Here is a 16,676-nt window from a genome sequence, read left to right on the forward strand (position 1 = left end):
AATTGCACAATCGCGCCGCTTTATTTCCTGGCATTGCGCCACTACCATTTTGCGATCTGTGTCACGGATGAGCCAGTGGGTGCAGCGTCACCTATCACATGAGGAGTCGGCCATGAAGGAACAGCGCCATCTACCCGCACTGCGGGCGCACATCGAGCAGTTATTGAGCAAAGGCTGGGTGATCGCCAGTCGCAGCCCCATGACGCTACGTAGCGGCAGCCGCTGCTATCTGGTGTCACACGGCATGCTGATCAGCGAGTCCGCCACGCGCGCGGCCTGACAACTCTTTTCCCGACCGCTGCGCCGTTATCCCGCCTGGCGCAGCGGCGTTTTTGGTTACCGGATATTGCGTCCGTAGCCTGCCGTATTTCCCCTCTTTCTCCCGTCATAGCCGGGCTGCAGGCATTTCACCGGCATGCTTTCTTTGCCCGATACCTGATCGGCAACGGATGTAACGTCTTGGTCTGAGCGTGGTCAGTGCCTATAACCAACCGGTCACTGATTAGAGGAGCCACGCCATGCCCAGTCGTCGTCGATTCCTGCACGGCAGCGCCAGCCTGGTGGCGTTAGCCGCCCTGATGCCCTGGTTGCCGTCATCCGTCTTCGCTTCCGGCACTTTGCTGAGTCGGGCGATTCCCAGCACTGGTGAACTGCTGCCGGTGATCGGCCTGGGGACCTCGCGTACTCACGATGTGGCGATGACCGACGAGGCGTTACAACCCTTGCGCGAGGTGCTGCAGGCGCTGGTCAATGGTGGCGCCAGTCTGGTGGATACCGCGCCCAGCTACGGACGAGCAGAGGCCGTGTGTGGTGCATTGGCCGCAGAAGACGACATGCGCAAGAAACTGTTCCTGGCCAGCAAGGTGTCCTCCTCCGGGCGCGCAGCAGGTGAGCGTCAGGTCGAGGCCAGTTTCGCCGCGCTCAAGACCGACACCATCGACCTGATGCAGGTGCACAACCTGCAGGACACCAGCACTCAACTTGCGCTGCTGCGCGAGCTGAAAGAGCAGGGCCGGGTACGCTACATCGGTGTGACTCACTACCTGGATTCCGCTCATGAGCGCTTGCTCGAGGTGCTGCGCCAGGAACCGGTGGATTTTGTCCAGTTCAACTACTCCATCGGTGAGCGCAACGCCGAGCGTGAGCTGTTGCCTTATTGCGCCGACAAGGGCATCGCGGTGCTGATCAACCGGCCCTTCCAGCGCGCGGCGCTGTTCGACCGAGTCAAGGGGAAAAGCCTTCCCGACTGGGCTGCGGTGGAGTTGGACGTCACCTCCTGGGCGCAACTGATGCTCAAGTTCATCCTCGCCAATCCGGCGGTAACGGCGGTGATTCCGGCCACCTCGAACCCGCGTTACATGGCCGACAACATCCTCGCCGGGCAGGGCCGCCTGCCTGACGCGGCGCAGCGCCAGCGCATCATCGAGTTGTTCGCCTGAGATGCAGGCGCTCACCCGGCGCCTGGCGCGGGCGATCAATGCCGAAGGAGAAGAGTTGGCGGCCGTTCTGGCTGGCTTCGCCCTGTTCTTCTGCCTGTTCGCCGGCTACTTCATGCTGCGGCCCATTCGCGAGGCGATGGGTATCACCGGCGGGGTGAACAACCTGCAGTGGCTGTTCACCGCCACCTTCGTCGTCATGCTGCTGGCAGTCCCGCTGTTCGCCTGGCTCAATTCGAAAGTCCCGCGTATTCACTTCATCGACTGGGTATACGGCTTTTTCTGCCTCAACCTGCTGGTCTTCGTCCTGCTGTTTCGTGTCGATCACGACAGCGTGTGGCTGGCGCGGGTGTTCTACGTATGGATCTCGGTCTACAACCTGTTCGTCGTCTCGGTGGCCTGGAGCCTGATGGCCGATGTGTTCGACGGCGCCCAGGCGCGCCGGCTGTTCGCCTTCATCGCCGCGGGCGCCAGTGTTGGCGGGCTGTGCGGGCCGCTGCTGAGCGCCTTGTTGATCGGCGCTATCGGCGAGTCCGGGCTGATGCTGATGGCCGCGGTGCTGCTCGGCGCGGCCATGGCGCTCAAGCGCTACCTGATGGATTGGCGCGAGCGGCAGGGCGCCGGACGATCTGGGGCGGTACCCAGCGAGAGCCCACGCAGGCCGGTGCCGGGCAATCCGTTCAGCGGGCTGACGCGTATGCTCGGTTCGCGTTACCTGCTGGGTATCGGCGCGTTCATCCTGCTGCTGACCTCGGTCAGCACTTTCCTCTACTTCGAGCAGGCGCGCCTGGTGGCCGAACTGTTCCCGGATCGCGCCGCGCAGGTGCGGGTGTTCGGCGTGATCGATTTCGTCGTGCAGGCCGGTGCCCTGGCAACTCAGGTATTCATCACCGGCAGGGTGGCGCAGAAGCTCGGCGTGCGCGTGCTGCTGTCGCTGGTGCCGGCGCTGGTCTGCCTGGGCTTTATTGGCCTGGCGCTGGCGCCGACTTTCGCCATGCTGGCGGGGCTGATGATCGTGCGGCGCATCGGTGAATACGCCTTCGTACGGCCGGGGCGGGAAATGCTCTTCGCGCCGCTGGATGCCGAGAGCAAGTACAAGGTGAAGAACTTCATCGACACCGTGGTCTATCGCGGCGGCGATGCCCTCAGTGGCTGGGCCAAGGCGGGTCTGGACATGCTCGGCCACGGGGCCTGGCTTGTAGCCATGGTCGGTGCGCTGTGCGCCGCGTTGTGGGGTGTGCTCGGCTGGTACCTGGGTGGCCGCGCCGATAGGCAAGTCGAGAGGTAGGCTGTGCTGTACGCACCGGCATTGCACTACCGGTAGATTGAAGAATGGCCGGTGCGCACCGCCTGTGGCGGCCCCGCGACATCCTAAGGGTTGGCCACTGCGACGATCTCCTCGATCAACCATTGCAGCGCGGCATCGCGCTGGCGCTGCGCCAGGCTGACCACTTCGAGGTGGAAGGGCCCGAGGCTGAAGGGGAGGTCGAACAGCTGCAGCGGCAGCAGCGTGGCGAAGTGCCGGGCCAGGGCGGTGGGCAGTACCGCCGCCAGCTCGCTGCCGGCGACGATATGCGCGGCCTGCAGGTAGTTCGGCGTGGTGTAGAGGATCTGCCGCGACAGCCCCTGCTCCCCCAGCCACTGATCGACCATGCCGCGGGTCTGCCCACCGTGTACCCAGAGGTGACGCAGACGCAGGAAGGCCTCCAGATCCAGATTACCCTGGCGCAGCAGAGGGTGCTCGCGGCGCACCGCCAGTTTGAGCGTCTCGCTCATCCAGTGGCGGCGGGCGAAACGCGCCGGCATCTCGTCGAAACGGCCCAGCACCAGGTCCAGCTCGCCCTTGTCCAGCGCTTCCATCGGCAGGCTGGGGCTGAGGTGGCGAATATCGATGCCGATGCCCGGTGCCTTGTGGCTGAGGCGGTCGAGCAGGCGCGGCATGCACACCAGCTCGACGTAGTCGGTGACGGCAATGCGAAAGCGCTGGCGGCTTTCGCCCGGCTCGAAGGCCTCGCCGGCGCTCAGGCTCTGCTCCAGCTGACGCAGCGCGTTGCGGATCGGCGCCTCCAGTGCCAGTGCCCGCGGCGTTGGCTGCATGCGCCGGCCGACGCGCACCAACAGCGGGTCGTCGAGCAGCACGCGCAGGCGATTGAGCGCATTGCTCACCGCCGGCTGGCTCAGCGCCAGATGTTCGGCGGCGCGCGAGACGTTCTGCTCGCGTAGCAGGGCGTCCAGTACGCGCAGCAGGTTGAGGTCGAAGTTGCTGAAATTCATCTACTGAATACGTCGTATCACAAGACTAAATTTCAAAAATAGTAGCGGCTTGCTTATCGTGACCCAAGCTTTTCTGTTTGTGCACGAGAGGAACAACAATGAATAAAGTCGTCTCGCCGCTTCGCTGTGCCGCCGTGATCGGCGCCGGCACCATGGGCCGCGGTATCGTCATCAGCCTGGCCAATGCCGGCCTGCAGGTGCTGTGGTTGGATAACAACCCGCAGATGGTCGAGCAGGGCCTGGCGATGGCTGAGGAAACCTGGGCGCACAATGTCGCCAAGGGCCGTATCGATGCGGCCGAGGCCGCCGCGCGGCGCGCACGTATCGAGGCGGTGTACGGCTACGCGGCGCTGGCCGACGCTGACCTGGTTATCGAGGCGGTGTACGAGAATCTCGAGCTCAAACAAAACATCTTCCGTGAGCTGGACTCGGTGCTGAAGCCGGGCGCCATCCTCGCCAGCAACACATCGGCGCTGGATGTCGACGCTATCGCTGCAGTCACCACGCGGCCAGAATCGGTGCTGGGCCTGCACTTCTTCAGCCCGGCGCACATCATGAAACTGCTAGAGATCGTGCGTGGTGCCAGGACTGCGCCTGCCGTGCTGCAGGCCGCTCAGGAGCTGGGCGAGCGCATGGGCAAGGTGGCGGTGGTGGCCGGCAACTGCCACGGCTTTATCGGCAACCGCATGCTGCACACCTACGTGCGCGAGGCGCGCATGCTGCTGCTCGAGGGCGCCTGGCCGCATCAGGTAGATACGGCGCTGCAGGGTTTCGGTTTCGCTATGGGGCCGTTTCGCATGTACGACGTGGTCGGCATCGATCTCGAATGGCGCGCCCGTGAACTGTCTGGCCAGGGCCAGGATGATCCGGCGGTGCAGGTGGATAACCGTCTGTGCGAGTTGGGGCGCTTTGGCCAGAAGAGCGGCAAGGGCTATTACCGCTATGCGCCCGGCAGCCGCCAGGCCGAGCATGATCCGGTTGTCGATGGGCTGGTGCAGATGCAATCGGAGCGCCTGGGCTTCACCCGCCGCGATATCGGCAACGAGGAGATTCTCGAGCGCTGCCTACTGGCCCTGGTCAACGAAGGGGCGAAGATTCTCGAGGAGAACATTGCCGCCAACAGCCGCGACATCGATCTGGTCTATCTCAACGGTTACGGCTTTCCCGTCGAGCGTGGAGGCCCGATGAGCTGGGCCGACGGCGAGGGTGTCGCGGCGATTCACCAACGTCTTTTGCAACTGGCAGAGCGCTTCGGCGCGCATTGGCAACCGGCGGCGCTGATCGAACGCCTGGCTGCCGAGAACAAGCATTTCAGCGACGTACAGGAGGGTCGGGTATGAGCTATCAGGCGCCATTGCGCGATATGCGCTTCGTCCTGCACGAACTGTTCGACGCTGCCGGCCACTGCGAGCGTCTGGGTAACGGCCTGGATCGCGAGCTGGTCGACGGCGTGCTGGAAGAGGCGGCGGCCTTCGCTGCGGGCGAGGTCGCGCCGCTAAATCGCAACAGCGATGAGGAGGGTTGCCACCTGGAAAATGGCCAGGTCAGCACGCCCAAGGGCTTTACCGAGGCCTACCGGCAGTACGTGGACAACGGCTGGGCGAGCATGACCGGGCCGGTAGAATATGGCGGCCAGGGCTTTCCGCAGCTGGTGGCCTTCGCCTTCCACGAGATGCTGATGGGCGCCTCGCTGTCGTTCCGTGTCTACTCCGGGCTGACCGAGGGCGCCGTGCTGGCGCTGCACAAGCACGGCAGCGAAACGCTGAAGCAGCAGTACCTGGGCAAGCTGGTCAGTGGCCAGTGGACCGGCACCATGTGTCTGACCGAGCCGCAGGCCGGCACCGATCTGGCCCTGCTGCGCACCCGCGCCGAGCCGCAGGCCGACGGCAGCTACCGCGTTAGCGGCAGCAAGATCTTTATCAGTGGTGGCGAGCAGGACATCTCCGAAAACATCGTCCATCTGGTGCTGGCGCGCCTGCCGGATGCGCCTGCTGGCGTGAAGGGCATTTCATTGCTGTTGGTGCCGAAATTTATCGCTGCCGCCGACGGCACACCGGGTGAACGCAACACGCTGTCGTGTGGCGCTATCGAGCACAAGATGGGCATCAAGGGCGCCTCCACCTGCGTGATGAACTTCGACGGCGCCACCGGCTGGTTGGTGGGCGAAGCCAACCAGGGCCTGGCCTGCATGTTCACCATGATGAACGACGCGCGCTTTCAGGTCGGCCTGCAGGGCCTCGGCATTGGCGAGGCAGCCTTCCAGGGGGCGCTGCGCTACGCCCGTGAACGCCTGCAGTCGCGTGGTCTGGCGGGTGTGCAGGCGCCGGACAAGGCGGCCGATCCGATCATCGTTCACCCCGATGTGCGGCGCATGCTGCTGACGCAGAAGGCCTTGGTCGAGGGCAGCCGCATGCTCGCCGCCTACTGCGCGCGCCAGCTTGACCTGGAGCACGGCGCCGAGTCGGCCGAGGCGCGCAAGGCCGCTGGCAAGCGCGCGGCGCTGCTGATCCCTATCGTCAAGGCGTTCTTCACCGATATGGGTCAGGAAGTGGCCAGCCATGGCGTGCAGGTTTATGGCGGCCACGGCTTCATCCGCGAGTGGGGCATGGAACAACTGATGCGCGACAGCCGCATCACCCAGCTTTACGAAGGGACCAACGGCATTCAGGCGCTGGACTATATCCGCCGTAAATTGCTGGGCGACGGTGGTGCGGAGTTGTCCGCACTGCAGGCCGAGTTCAGCCAGCTGTGCGATGCCGAGGCGGATCGACCAGCCCTGGCTCAGATGGCCAGTGTGGTGCAGGCCCGCCTGGGCGAATGGCGCGAGCTAAGCACAGAAGTGATTGCCGCCTGTCAGCGCGACCCGCAGGAGATCGGCGCCACTTCGGTGGATTTTCTCCAGTACTCGGCTTATGTGCTGCTCGCCGGTTTCTGGCTGCAGGCCGCGGCGCGGGCGCAGGATGCGCTGGAGGCGGGCAGCGGCGAGGCGGCGTTCTACCAGGCCAAGCTGCACAGCGCCGAGTTCTACCTGCGCCGCGTGCTGCCGCGCGCCAGCGCGCACCGCGAAGCCCTGCTGGGCGGCGCGCAGTGCCTGATGGCCATGGATGAGGACAGTTTCGCCTTTTAGAACCCTCTCCCCCAGCCCCTCTCCCGCAAGCGGGAGAGGGGAGCAATAACGCCTTATTCAGGCCTACCACGGACAGCTCCCTCTCCCATTTATGGGAGAGGGCTGGGGAGAGGGATCGTAGCCCGGATGTAATCCGGGGAAATTTGCATGACCGGTCCCGGATTTCATCCGGGCTACAACAAGAGGAGCACCCCATGCACCCTTTCAGCTTCGCCACCACCGCACAGATTCTTTGCGAATCCGGCGCCAGTCTGCGTCTGGCCGAACTCTGCCGCGAGCGCGGCGCCCGACGCGTGCTGATCGTCACTGACCCGGGCATCATCCGCCTGGGCCTGCTGGAACCCTTGCTGCCGGGCTTCGCCCGCGCTGGCATGAGCGTGCAGGTGTTCGACCAGGTGCTGGCCGACCCGCCCGAGACCGTGGTGCTGGCCGCCGTGACCCAGGCTCGCGAGCTGCAGGCGGAGCTGGTGGTCGGCTTCGGTGGCGGCAGCTCGATGGACGTGGCCAAGCTGGTGGCCTTGTTGGCCCATCCCGACTGCACCCAGGCGCTGAGCGAGATCTACGGCGTGGGCAATGCCCGCGGTCGGCGCCTGCCACTGATCCAGGTGCCGACCACCGCCGGAACCGGCTCGGAGGTGACGCCGATCGCCATCGTCACCACCGGCGAGACCACCAAGATGGGCGTGGTTTCGCCGCTGCTGCTGCCGGATCTGGCTTTGCTCGATGCCGACCTGACCCTCGGCCTGCCAGCGGCGGTCACCGCGGCCACCGGCGTCGACGCCATGGTGCATGCCATCGAGGCCTACACCAGCGCGCTGAAGAAGAACCCGCTTTCCGACCTGTTGGCTCGCGAAGCGCTGCGTCTGCTGGCAGCCAATCTCGATGAGGTAGTGCGCAACGGCAGCAACCGCGAGGCACGTCAGGCCATGCTGCTCGGCGCCTGTCTGGCCGGGCAGGCCTTCGCCAACGCGCCGGTGGCGGCGGTGCATGCCCTGGCCTATCCCCTGGGCGGGCATTTCCACATCCCTCACGGGCTGTCCAACGCCCTGGTGCTGCCACAGGTGCTGGCCTTCAATGCGCCGGTGGCTGCGCCGCTGTATGCCGAGTTGGCGCCGCTGGTACTGGGCGAGCAGTTGCGGGCCGGCAGTGCGGCGGCGCAGACCGAGCAGTTGATCGAGGCGCTGGCAGCTTTCAGTCTGCGCAGCGGCCTGCCGACGCGGTTGCGCGACGCCGGAGTGAGCGAGGTCATGTTGCCCACGCTGGCGGCGGACGCCATGCTGCAGCAGCGTCTGCTGGTGAACAATCCGCGTGAGATGAACGAGCAGCAGGCCCTGTCCATATACCAGGCAGCCTACTGACATTCATCGCGATTGGTGCGCATGGCGCACCCTACCGGGCCGGCGCCATCCCTGCCGTAGGGTGCGCCGCGCGCACCGAAGCCACTCCAAGGATCATCGATGAACCAACCCCAACACCTGCGTGGCGACTACCGTCACTTCCAGTCGATCATCACGCGCTGGCACGACAACGACATCTATGGCCACGTCAACAACGTGACCTACTACAGCTACTTCGACAGCGCGGTGAATGCCTACCTGATCGCCGAGGGTGGTCTGGATATCCATGGCGGCGAGGTGGTCGGCTTCGTGGTCAGCTCAAGCTGCGACTACTTCGCCTCCATCGCCTTCCCCGATGCCATCGAGGTGGGGCTGCGCGTCGGCAAGCTGGGCAACAGTTCGGTGCAGTACGAGCTGGCAATCTTCAAGGTGGGCGAAGAGCAGGCCTGCGCCGCTGGGCGTTTCGTCCACGTGTTCGTAGATCGTGCGAGCAACCGCCCCGTAGCGATCCCCGAGACCTTGCGTGCAGCGATGGCGGCATTGCGGGTGGATTGAAACTCGCGCTGGGTGCGCCGTGCGCACCTTCTGGCTCGGCCTGCTAGGCTGTGGGCAATTATCCGCCAGGGAGTGCCCATGTCCGATCTCGAGCGTGAGCAGGCGCAGCAGCGCGCCGCCCGTATCACCGCCTTCCGTGAGGAGCTGGACGAGCTGCGCCGCGAGCAGGTGCTGCAACTGAGCGAGGCGCAGGAACAGGCGGTCACCGCCCATCATCGGCAATTGCTGACGCATTACCGGCAGACCCTGGACATCGACGCCGATGCCCGCGCGCGCCAGCTATCACTGGGCATGCGCCTGGCCTCGCTGTTCGGTGCGCTGGCGCTGGCGGCCGGGTTGTTTTTCCTGTTCTACCAGTTCTGGGGGCTGTTCGATGTTGCCGCTCAGGTCGCCATTCTCCTCGGCAGCAGCCTCGGCAGTCTGCTGCTGTGCTTTTGGCTACAGGCCCGCGACACCTCTGGCTATTACGCCAAGCTGGCCGCCGTGCTGGCGTTCGTCTGCTTCGTGCTGAACCTGTCGATGCTCGGGCAGATCTTCAATATCACCCCTTCGGACAAGGCCCTGCTGCCCTGGGGAGCGCTGGCGCTGCTATTGGCCTACCAGTGTCGCCAGCGCCTGCTGTTGGTGGTGGCGTTGCTCTGCTTCGGTCTGTTCGTCGCGGCTCGCCTTGGCGACTGGGGGGGCTGGCACTGGTGGTCGCTGGGCGAACGGCCGGAGCTGTTCATGCCGCTGACGGCGCTGCTGCTCGTCCCGCAATGGCTCGATCAGCGGCGCTATGCGGGGTTCGCCGCCTGCTACCGAGTGGTCGGCTTGCTCTACCTGCTCGGCCCGGTGCTGGTGCTCTCCTACTGGGGCGGCGGCAGCTATCTTGACTGGTCGACGGGCTGGATCGAGGCGTTCTACCAGACGCTCGGCTTCGTCCTCGCTGGGCTGACCATATGGCTCGGCATTCGCCGCGGCTGGGGTGAGGTGGTCAACACTGGTCTGGTCTTCGCGTTGATCATGCTCTTCGCCAAGCTGTTCGACTGGTGGTGGCAGTTGCTGCCGCGCTACCTGTTCTTCCTCCTGCTCGGGCTGATCGCTGTGCTGCTGCTGGTGATGCTGCAACGCTGGCGGCGCAGCGCGCCGGGAGGTGCGCAATGAAGCGGTCAGCGTGGCTTGCTCTCAGCGTGGTGCTGTTGAGCAATGCCATCGCCCTGGGTTGCGTCTGGTACAACCGCAGCGGCGAGCCCGAGGCGCAACTGCTGCTCAGCGAGCGTGAGCTGCAGCGCGTCTACGGTGGCTGGTTGCGCGATGAGGACGATGGCGTGCTGCGCCTGCAACTGAGCTGGCAGCGCCCCGGTGATGGCTGGCAGTTGCCCTGGCTGGATGAGGCCAAGCTGCGCGAGCTGGGGTTCTCTGCCACCGATGAACGAGCCTTGAACAGGCAGACAGCACGCGAAGTCTGGTTGGTGTTGGAGCTGGATGGGCCGTTGTACCGACATCAGGTCGAACGGGCTCGCCAGGCACTGGTCGCTGCTGAAGCCGAATTGAATGCCAAGCCCGAGAGTGAGGTTTTGCGGCAGGAACGTGATGATCGCCAGCGTCGTTTGCAATTCGTCGAGCAGCAGGCCAGCCGTCTGATGCTGGTGGATGCGGGCGTGGATGCGCGGGTACTGCGTCAGAGCTGGCCGGATCGGCAACGCCAGGTATTACTGACCGGAAGTATCGAGCCTTACCGCCACGGTGCCGAGGCCGGTTATGGCGCGACCATTCGCCTGGAAAATGATCGCCTGAGTGTTCCCCATGCTTATCGCGAGCTGGCGCGTGGCTGGGAGCGTAACTATGAACAAACAGGGTTCAAGGCGCAGGTCGAAGTGGCCTTCGGTCGTCGTCATGAACCCTGGGTGCTCAGTATCCGTCAGTGACGGCGCCAGTGCTTGTGGTGCTTCTTGTGTTTCTTGCCGTGGTAATGGCGGTGATGCTTGCCGCGACGGTCATCGTCGTAGCTGGCATTGCCCATGTAGTTGCCCAGTGCACCACCGGCTCCGCCACCGACTGCCGCACCGACCACACCGCCGGTGTTGCCGCCGACCTGCTGACCGACGACGTTGCCGCCGGCAGCGCCCAGCGCGCCGCCAATGGCGGCTTCGGTACGACTGCGACGGTCTGCACCGACCATGCTACCGGCTGCGCCGCCGAGACCGGCGCCGACCGCCGCGCCAGTGTTGCCACCGACCTGCTGACCAACCATCGCGCCCACTGCGCCGCCCAGGGCGCCACCCAAACCGGCTTCGGTACTGCCTGCAAAGGCAAAGCCACCGCTGCTCAGGCCAAGGGAAAGAAAGAAGAGTTGCAGAGACTTCATGGACACCTCGATCACAGGATTCGCCGGTCAATGGCGAGCGTTACGCCATTGACCGGTGATTTGCGCAGGAGGTTCCTGGCCGCCTGTCAGCTCGCTGCGCTACTACTCAGCAGATTGCCGCCGCTGGCGGCCTGCAGGCGAATGGCGACGAACTTCGAAGTCGGTGTGCTGCTGCCGACACCAGCACTTTCCAGCGGTACCAGCGGGTTGGCCTCGGGGAAGTAGGCCGCGGCCTGGCCGGCCGGGATGTCGAAGGCGAGCAGGGTGAAACCGCTGACACGGCGCTCGATGCCATCGTTCCACAGCGAGCGAATGTCCACCTTCTGCCCGGGCTTGAAGCCCAGGCGGAGGATGTCCGCCTCGTTGGCGAAGAGCACGTCACGCTGCCCGCGCACGCCGCGGTAGCGATCGTCGAGGCCATACACCGTGGTGTTGTACTGGTCGTGCGAGCGCAGGGTCTGCAGGATCAGATCCGGCGTTTCACCGCTTTCGCGTACCTGCGGGGGCAGCAGGTCGGCGAGCAGAGCATTGGCCTTGAAGTTGGCCTTGCCGGACGCGGTCTTCCACTGCCGTGCGCCGGCCGAGTTGCCGAGGTAGAAACCGCCGGGGTGAGCGACGCGCTGGTTGAAGTCATGGAAGCCGGGGATGGTATCGGCGATCAGCTCGCGGATACGGTCGTAGTCGGCGATCAGCGCGTCCCAGTCCAACGGATGGTTGCCCAAGGTGGCCTTGGCGATACCGGCAACGATGGCCGGCTCCGAGCGCATCTCGCTGCCGGCCAGCGGCTCGAGCTGGCCGTAGGAAGCGTGGATCATGCTGAACGAGTCTTCCACCGTCACCGCCTGCGGGCCGCCGGCCTGGTGGTCGATATCGGTGCGGCCGAGGCACGGCAGGATCAGCGCGTCACGGCCGACAGTGAGGTGACTGCGGTTGAGCTTGGTGCTGATCTGCACGGTGAGGTCGCAGCTCTGCAGCGCCTTGTGCGTGCGCGGGCTGTCTGGCGTGGCCTGGGCGAAGTTGCCGCCGAGGCCGATGAACACCTTGGCCTGGCCGTCGATCATGGCGTTGATCGCCTCGACCGTGTTGTGACCGTTCTCGCGCGGCACCTTGAACTGGAAGCGTTTTTCCAGGGCATCAAGCAGCGTCACCGGCGGGCGGTCATTGATGCCCATGGTGCGGTCGCCCTGCACGTTGCTGTGGCCGCGCACCGGGCACAGGCCGGCGCCGGGGCGGCCGAGGTTGCCGCGCAGCAGTTGCAGGTTGACGATTTCCTGGATAGTGGCCACCGAATGGTGGTGCTGGGTGATGCCCATGGCCCAGCAGATGATCACGCGTTCGGCGCGGCGATACATGCGCGCAGCCTGTTCGATCTCCAGCAGGCTGAGGCCGGACTGGGCTTGCAGCGCCTCCCAGCTGCAATCGTCGAGCAGCTGCAGATAAGCCTCGACGCCGTCGGTGTGTTCGGCGATGAAGGCATGATCGAACACTGCCGGTTCGCCCTTGGCCTGCGCTTCGCGCTCCCACTGCAGGAGGAACTTGGCGATGCCGCGCAGGGCGGCCATGTCGCCGCCCAGCGCCGGACGGAAGAACGCGGTATTCAGTGGCTCGGAGCCGTTGGTGAGCATCTCCAGCGCGTGCTGCGGATGCTGGAAGCGTTCCAGACCACGCTCCTTCAGCGGGTTGAAGCAGACCACCTGGGCGCCGCGTTTGACCGCTTCACGCAGCGGCTCGAGCATGCGCGGGTGATTGGTGCCAGGGTTCTGACCGAGCACGAAGATGGCGTCGGCATGCTCGAAATCGTTGAAGGTCACGCTGCCCTTGCCGATCCCCACGCTCTGGCCGAGGGCGACGCCGCTGGCCTCGTGGCACATGTTCGAGCAGTCGGGGAAGTTGTTGGTGCCGTAGGCGCGCACGAACAACTGGTAGAGAAACGCCGCCTCGTTGCTGGCGCGGCCGGAGGTGTAGAACTCGGCATGATCCGGGCTTGGCAGCGCCTGGAGGTGCCCGGCGATCAGGGCGAAGGCGTCATCCCAACTGGTCTGCACATAGCGATCGGTGCTGGCGTCGTAGCGCATCGGATGCGTCAGGCGACCCTGGTACTCGAGCCAGTAGTCACTCTGCTCGCGCAGTTGGCTGACCGTGTAGCGGGCGAAGAAGGCTGGATCGACACGACGTTTGGTGGCTTCCCAGTTGACCGCCTTGGCGCCGTTCTCGCAGAACTTGATGTGACCGTCCTCGGGCGAATCGCCCCAGGCGCAGCCGGGGCAGTCGAATCCGCCGTTCTGGTTGGTCTTGAGCAGCGCGCGCAGGTTCTTGAACGGCTGTTTGCTGTCCAGCCAGAAGCGGGTGACGGCGTTCAGTGCGCCCCAGCCAGCGGCCGGGCCTTTGTAGGGCTTGTAACGGGGATTGACGGGTTGCAGGCTCATGGTCGTTCTTCTTCGTCAGGCGCGGGGCTATAGACCCGCGGCGTGCTGTGATGAGGCAGGTGGATCAGGTTGAGGCGGTGGCGCCGCGCCCAGTCCACGGTCAGGGCGGTGGGTGCGGACAGGCTCACCAGCGTGTCGATGCCGGCGCGCACCGCCTTGTGCAGTAACTCCAGGCTGCAGCGACTGGTGACCAGAGCAAAGCCACCACGGGTGTCGATGCGCTCGCGGGCAATGGCGCCGATCAGCTTGTCCAGCGCGTTATGGCGGCCGATGTCTTCGCGGCACAGACGAATCTCGCCGTTGGCGTCGATGAACAGGGCGGCATGCAGCGCGCCGCTGTGGCGTGCCAGTTGTTGTTGCTCACCGATGCGTTCGCGTAGCCCGGTCAGGTGTTCCAGTGGTGGCAACGCTGCGCCGGGCAGGGCGGTCAGGGCCGGTAGCGCCTGTTCCAGTGCATCCACACCGCATAGGCCACAGCCACTGGTGCCGGCCATTTGTCGGCGTTGCTGCTTGAGCGCCCAAAAGGCGCGGCTGCTGACTTGCAGGCGCGCTTCGCGGCTGTCACCGAGGCCGCGCAACTGGATGTCATAGATGTCGTCGATGGACTGGATCAGGTCGTTACCGAGACTGAAACCGACGGCAAAATCTTCCAGATGATGGGGAGAAACCATCATCACGGCCTGGTTCAGGTCGTTGTAGCTGATCGCCAGGGCACATTCTTCGGCCAGTGCAGCGTGCTGCGCACGCCCGTCACCGAGTTCGGCGTAGGTGTAGGCACTGGCGATGTGCGGCTGGGCGGCTGGCTTGGCCATCGAGGCGCGCTCTGTGACAGATTGACACAGCTAAGCCTAGGCCCATGGGCGGGGAGCGTCTAATCGTTGGCTTTGATGCGTTGATCGAGCGTATCTATCAATCCTCCGCCAGCCACTCTCGCGCCTCTTCGAAGCAGGCTTGTGCGAGCGGTGAGGCAGGGGCGCTACGACGCATGATCAGGCCCTGAGGTGCCAGGGTATGAGCGTCCTCGATGGGTAGCAGGCGCAGATGACCGTCGGTCGGAGCACCGTCGGCCGGCAGCGGCATGACGCTGCAGCACAGACCGGCGCTGACCGCTTGAGTCAGGTGGTGCACGGCGTCGGCTTCCAGGCGCACCTGTGGGCTGAGGCCGCGCGCACGGAAGCTGTGATCGATGGACTGGCGAAAGTGCATGCCGGTGGAGAGCAGGCCAAGGGGCAAGTTGGCCAGTTGTTCCCAGCGCAGGCTGGCGCTGACGAAGTGGAAGTGGCGCTGATCGTAGAGCAGGCCCATGCGTGCTTCGGCCAGCTCCAGGCTGGCGAAGTGCTCGCGGTCGAGTCGGTCGAGATAGGACAGGCCAAGGTCGAGCTGATTACGTACCAGCCCCTCAAGAATCTGATCGCTGCTCAGCGCGTGCAGTTGGAAGCGCAGCCCGGGGTGACGCTCGGCGAACAGGCTGATCAGGCGCATCGGGTCGAAACTGGCCAGCGGCACCACGCCCAGGCGCAGGGTGCCGACCAGATGGCCACGGCAGGCGGCTGCCTCGGCGAGCAGGCCATCCTGCGCCGCCAGCAGGCTGCGCGCCCAGGCCAGGATACGCTCACCTTCGGCGCTGAAACCCTCGAAACGTTGTCCGCGGCGCACCAGCTCCAGTCCCAGTTCGTCTTCCAACTGGCGCAGGCGCATGGACAGCGTCGGCTGGGTCACGTGGCAGCGTGCAGCGGCCTGACCGAAGTGGCGGGTCTCGTCGAGGGCAACGAGAAATTTCAGCTGCTTTATGTCCATGTGGGCTCCTGGTTTGCTCGGATTCTAATGCGCGAATGCTAATCAGGGGTGTTTCCTGAACTAGACTTTGGTCTCCGGGGGCTTTGCCCGGTCATTCACAAGGAACGAGAGGAATCGCCATGAGTCTGTTTGCCTTTGTCAAAGACGCCGGGGTCAAGCTCTGGGAGTCGCTGGTGGGTCAGGAGGCGCAGGCCGCCGAATCACTCAAGGACCACGTTACCAAGGTTGGCCTGGGTAACCCGAACATCGAGGTCAGTGTCGAAGGTGACAAGGTCATCGCCCGTGGCGAAGTGGCCAGCCAGGAAGAGAAGGAAAAGATCCTCCTGGCGCTGGGCAACGTTGCCGGTGTCGGTGAAGTCGATGACCAGATCAGCGTGACCACGCCCGCCCCCGCAGCGCGCTTCGTTACGGTGAAGAAGGGCGACACGCTGAGCGCCATTGCCAAGGCCGAATACGGCAATGCCAATGCCTACATGAAGATATTCGAGGCCAACAAGCCGATGCTCAGTCACCCGGACAAGATCTACCCTGGGCAGGTATTGCGCATTCCCGAATAAACCCGCGCTTAGGTACTGCGGGGGCGCTTGGCCTTGCCGGCGATCATCGTCATCCGGGATCGCCGGCAAGCCGGCTCCTACAGCGAGGGCGTCGCAGATAGTTCCTGTACCAACTCCCGGTAGTCCTCCACTGCGGCGAACTCCTCGGTATTTTTAGGCCCGGCCTGGCTGTCTGGCTGGCGCACGGCGAGCAGATGGGCAACACCGAACCGGCCGGCGCTGCGCAGGATCGGCAGGCTGTCGTCGATGAACAGGCTGCGCGCGGGGTCGAAATCGACGTCCTGGCGCAGGGCGAACCAGAACTGCTGGTCCTCCTTGGGAAAGCCGTAGTCGTGAGAGCTGATCAGGCGTTCGAACCAGGGCGCCAGCTCGACGCGTTCCAGCTTCAGCGACAGCGAATCGCGGTGCGCGTTGGTGATCAGCACCACGCGCTTGCCCGCTTCTCGCAGGGCGCGCAGAAACAGCTCGGCATCCGCGCGCAGGGCGATCAGGTGCGCGACCTCGCGCTTGAGGTCACGGATCGACAGGCGCAGCTCGCGGCTCCAGAAGTCCGTGCAGTACCAGTTCAGCGTACCGGCATGCTGGCGAAACAGCGGCAGCAGTTCGGCCTGAGCCAGCGCCAGGCTGACGCCATGGTGCTCGGCGTAGCGCTGCGGCAGGTGGGTGAGCCAGAAGTGGTTGTCGAAGTGCAGGTCGAGCAACGTGCCGTCCATGTCCAGCAGGACGGTGTCGATCTGCTGCCAGGGTAGTACGGGCATGCGCATCTCTCTGATTGGGAACAATCGATCCGTGGCCTGTTTCGCCTTGATGCAATCTCGGC

At 64.8% G+C, this 16,676-nt stretch carries 16 protein-coding genes; 10 read left to right on the plus strand and 6 right to left on the minus strand.

Annotated features, from left to right (window positions below; translation table 11 throughout):
* Positions 1 to 112 precede the first annotated feature (112 nt).
* The 3 genes from JWV26_RS12615 (at position 113) to JWV26_RS12625 (ending at position 2,724) form a co-directional block, all read left to right on the plus strand.
* Positions 113 to 280 (plus strand): hypothetical protein, encoded by a 168-nt coding sequence (locus JWV26_RS12615; protein ID WP_206416991.1) that lies wholly within the window; start codon positions 113 to 115, stop codon positions 278 to 280.
* A gap of 238 nt (positions 281 to 518) precedes the next feature.
* The gene (locus JWV26_RS12620; protein WP_072423475.1) at positions 519 to 1,439 is read left to right on the plus strand and encodes an aldo/keto reductase; all 921 of its coding nucleotides are present in this window, start codon (positions 519 to 521) and stop codon (positions 1,437 to 1,439) included.
* Between the two features lies 1 nt (position 1,440).
* Positions 1,441 to 2,724, plus strand: a complete 1,284-nt coding sequence (locus tag JWV26_RS12625; protein WP_074913590.1) for an NTP/NDP exchange transporter — start codon at positions 1,441 to 1,443, stop codon at positions 2,722 to 2,724.
* Positions 2,725 to 2,807: 83 nt separating this feature from the next.
* Here the strand turns inward: JWV26_RS12625 and JWV26_RS12630 are convergent, their stop codons facing one another.
* On the minus strand, positions 2,808 to 3,710 hold the full coding sequence (locus tag JWV26_RS12630; RefSeq protein ID WP_074913591.1) for a LysR family transcriptional regulator: 903 nt from the start codon (positions 3,708 to 3,710) through the stop codon (positions 2,808 to 2,810).
* A 98-nt stretch (positions 3,711 to 3,808) separates the two neighbouring features.
* Between JWV26_RS12630 and JWV26_RS12635 the strand changes: the two genes are divergently transcribed.
* The 6 genes from JWV26_RS12635 (at position 3,809) to JWV26_RS12660 (ending at position 10,636) form a co-directional block, all read left to right on the plus strand.
* Positions 3,809 to 5,050: a 3-hydroxyacyl-CoA dehydrogenase gene (locus tag JWV26_RS12635; RefSeq protein WP_206416992.1), complete on the plus strand. Its 1,242-nt coding sequence runs from the start codon at positions 3,809 to 3,811 to the stop codon at positions 5,048 to 5,050.
* Positions 5,047 to 6,837 carry an acyl-CoA dehydrogenase C-terminal domain-containing protein gene (locus tag JWV26_RS12640; protein ID WP_206416993.1) on the plus strand — a complete coding sequence of 597 codons (1,791 nt, stop codon included), beginning with the start codon at positions 5,047 to 5,049 and terminating at the stop codon, positions 6,835 to 6,837. Before JWV26_RS12635 ends, JWV26_RS12640 begins: the two co-directional genes overlap by 4 nt.
* Before the next feature lie 194 nt (positions 6,838 to 7,031).
* Positions 7,032 to 8,195 (plus strand): iron-containing alcohol dehydrogenase, encoded by a 1,164-nt coding sequence (locus JWV26_RS12645; RefSeq protein ID WP_074913594.1) that lies wholly within the window; start codon positions 7,032 to 7,034, stop codon positions 8,193 to 8,195.
* A 99-nt stretch (positions 8,196 to 8,294) separates the two neighbouring features.
* Entirely contained in the window at positions 8,295 to 8,729 is a 435-nt protein-coding gene (locus JWV26_RS12650; RefSeq protein WP_206416994.1) for an acyl-CoA thioesterase, read from the plus strand.
* A gap of 78 nt (positions 8,730 to 8,807) precedes the next feature.
* Positions 8,808 to 9,872, plus strand: coding sequence for a DUF2157 domain-containing protein (locus JWV26_RS12655; RefSeq protein ID WP_206416995.1), 1,065 nt, complete (start codon positions 8,808 to 8,810; stop codon positions 9,870 to 9,872).
* Complete coding sequence (locus JWV26_RS12660; RefSeq protein ID WP_206416996.1) at positions 9,869 to 10,636, plus strand: DUF4824 family protein; 768 nt, start codon at positions 9,869 to 9,871, stop codon at positions 10,634 to 10,636. The genes JWV26_RS12655 and JWV26_RS12660 overlap by 4 nt, the downstream gene beginning before the upstream one ends.
* Here the strand turns inward: JWV26_RS12660 and JWV26_RS12665 are convergent.
* The 4 genes from JWV26_RS12665 to JWV26_RS12680 form a co-directional block, all read right to left on the minus strand.
* The gene (locus tag JWV26_RS12665) at positions 10,630 to 11,076 is read right to left on the minus strand and encodes a glycine zipper domain-containing protein (RefSeq protein WP_017678417.1); all 447 of its coding nucleotides are present in this window, start codon (positions 11,074 to 11,076) and stop codon (positions 10,630 to 10,632) included. The two genes, JWV26_RS12660 and JWV26_RS12665, sit on opposite strands and share 7 nt — an antisense overlap.
* An 86-nt stretch (positions 11,077 to 11,162) precedes the next feature.
* The gene (locus JWV26_RS12670; protein ID WP_206416997.1) at positions 11,163 to 13,502 is read right to left on the minus strand and encodes an FdhF/YdeP family oxidoreductase; all 2,340 of its coding nucleotides are present in this window, start codon (positions 13,500 to 13,502) and stop codon (positions 11,163 to 11,165) included.
* The gene (gene fdhD / locus JWV26_RS12675; protein ID WP_206416998.1) at positions 13,499 to 14,314 is read right to left on the minus strand and encodes a formate dehydrogenase accessory sulfurtransferase FdhD; all 816 of its coding nucleotides are present in this window, start codon (positions 14,312 to 14,314) and stop codon (positions 13,499 to 13,501) included. Before fdhD ends, JWV26_RS12670 begins: the two co-directional genes overlap by 4 nt.
* 97 nt (positions 14,315 to 14,411) lie before the next feature.
* Positions 14,412 to 15,299, minus strand: a complete 888-nt coding sequence (locus JWV26_RS12680; protein ID WP_206416999.1) for a LysR family transcriptional regulator — start codon at positions 15,297 to 15,299, stop codon at positions 14,412 to 14,414.
* A gap of 119 nt (positions 15,300 to 15,418) precedes the next feature.
* Here JWV26_RS12680 and lysM point away from each other — a divergent pair, with 119 nt between their 5' ends.
* Positions 15,419 to 15,856, plus strand: a complete 438-nt coding sequence (gene lysM / locus JWV26_RS12685) for a peptidoglycan-binding protein LysM (protein ID WP_017678421.1) — start codon at positions 15,419 to 15,421, stop codon at positions 15,854 to 15,856.
* 77 nt (positions 15,857 to 15,933) lie between these two features.
* On the opposite strand, the gene yrfG is transcribed toward lysM, so the two are convergent.
* Positions 15,934 to 16,614, minus strand: a complete 681-nt coding sequence (gene yrfG, locus JWV26_RS12690; protein ID WP_072423763.1) for a GMP/IMP nucleotidase — start codon at positions 16,612 to 16,614, stop codon at positions 15,934 to 15,936.
* Between the last annotated feature and the right edge of the window lie 62 nt (positions 16,615 to 16,676).

The sequence above is a fragment of the Ectopseudomonas toyotomiensis genome (assembly GCF_017167985.1).
GTDB lineage: Bacteria > Pseudomonadota > Gammaproteobacteria > Pseudomonadales > Pseudomonadaceae > Aquipseudomonas > Aquipseudomonas toyotomiensis.

What these genes read in the sequence shown, in the direction of transcription:
- JWV26_RS12630 (WP_074913591.1), bottom strand. Translation starts at nt 3,710, where the DNA reads ATGAATTTCAGCAACTTCGACCTCAACCTGCTGCGCGTACTGGACGCC.
- JWV26_RS12660 (WP_206416996.1), top strand. Translation starts at nt 9,869, where the DNA reads ATGAAGCGGTCAGCGTGGCTTGCTCTCAGCGTGGTGCTGTTGAGCAAT.
- JWV26_RS12615 (WP_206416991.1), top strand. Translation starts at nt 113, where the DNA reads ATGAAGGAACAGCGCCATCTACCCGCACTGCGGGCGCACATCGAGCAG.
- JWV26_RS12635 (WP_206416992.1), top strand. Translation starts at nt 3,809, where the DNA reads ATGAATAAAGTCGTCTCGCCGCTTCGCTGTGCCGCCGTGATCGGCGCC.
- JWV26_RS12640 (WP_206416993.1), top strand. Translation starts at nt 5,047, where the DNA reads ATGAGCTATCAGGCGCCATTGCGCGATATGCGCTTCGTCCTGCACGAA.
- JWV26_RS12670 (WP_206416997.1), bottom strand. Translation starts at nt 13,502, where the DNA reads ATGAGCCTGCAACCCGTCAATCCCCGTTACAAGCCCTACAAAGGCCCG.
- yrfG (WP_072423763.1), bottom strand. Translation starts at nt 16,614, where the DNA reads ATGCCCGTACTACCCTGGCAGCAGATCGACACCGTCCTGCTGGACATG.
- JWV26_RS12625 (WP_074913590.1), top strand. Translation starts at nt 1,441, where the DNA reads ATGCAGGCGCTCACCCGGCGCCTGGCGCGGGCGATCAATGCCGAAGGA.
- JWV26_RS12655 (WP_206416995.1), top strand. Translation starts at nt 8,808, where the DNA reads ATGTCCGATCTCGAGCGTGAGCAGGCGCAGCAGCGCGCCGCCCGTATC.
- JWV26_RS12645 (WP_074913594.1), top strand. Translation starts at nt 7,032, where the DNA reads ATGCACCCTTTCAGCTTCGCCACCACCGCACAGATTCTTTGCGAATCC.
- lysM (WP_017678421.1), top strand. Translation starts at nt 15,419, where the DNA reads ATGAGTCTGTTTGCCTTTGTCAAAGACGCCGGGGTCAAGCTCTGGGAG.
- JWV26_RS12680 (WP_206416999.1), bottom strand. Translation starts at nt 15,299, where the DNA reads ATGGACATAAAGCAGCTGAAATTTCTCGTTGCCCTCGACGAGACCCGC.
- JWV26_RS12620 (WP_072423475.1), top strand. Translation starts at nt 519, where the DNA reads ATGCCCAGTCGTCGTCGATTCCTGCACGGCAGCGCCAGCCTGGTGGCG.
- JWV26_RS12650 (WP_206416994.1), top strand. Translation starts at nt 8,295, where the DNA reads ATGAACCAACCCCAACACCTGCGTGGCGACTACCGTCACTTCCAGTCG.
- fdhD (WP_206416998.1), bottom strand. Translation starts at nt 14,314, where the DNA reads ATGGCCAAGCCAGCCGCCCAGCCGCACATCGCCAGTGCCTACACCTAC.
- JWV26_RS12665 (WP_017678417.1), bottom strand. Translation starts at nt 11,076, where the DNA reads ATGAAGTCTCTGCAACTCTTCTTTCTTTCCCTTGGCCTGAGCAGCGGT.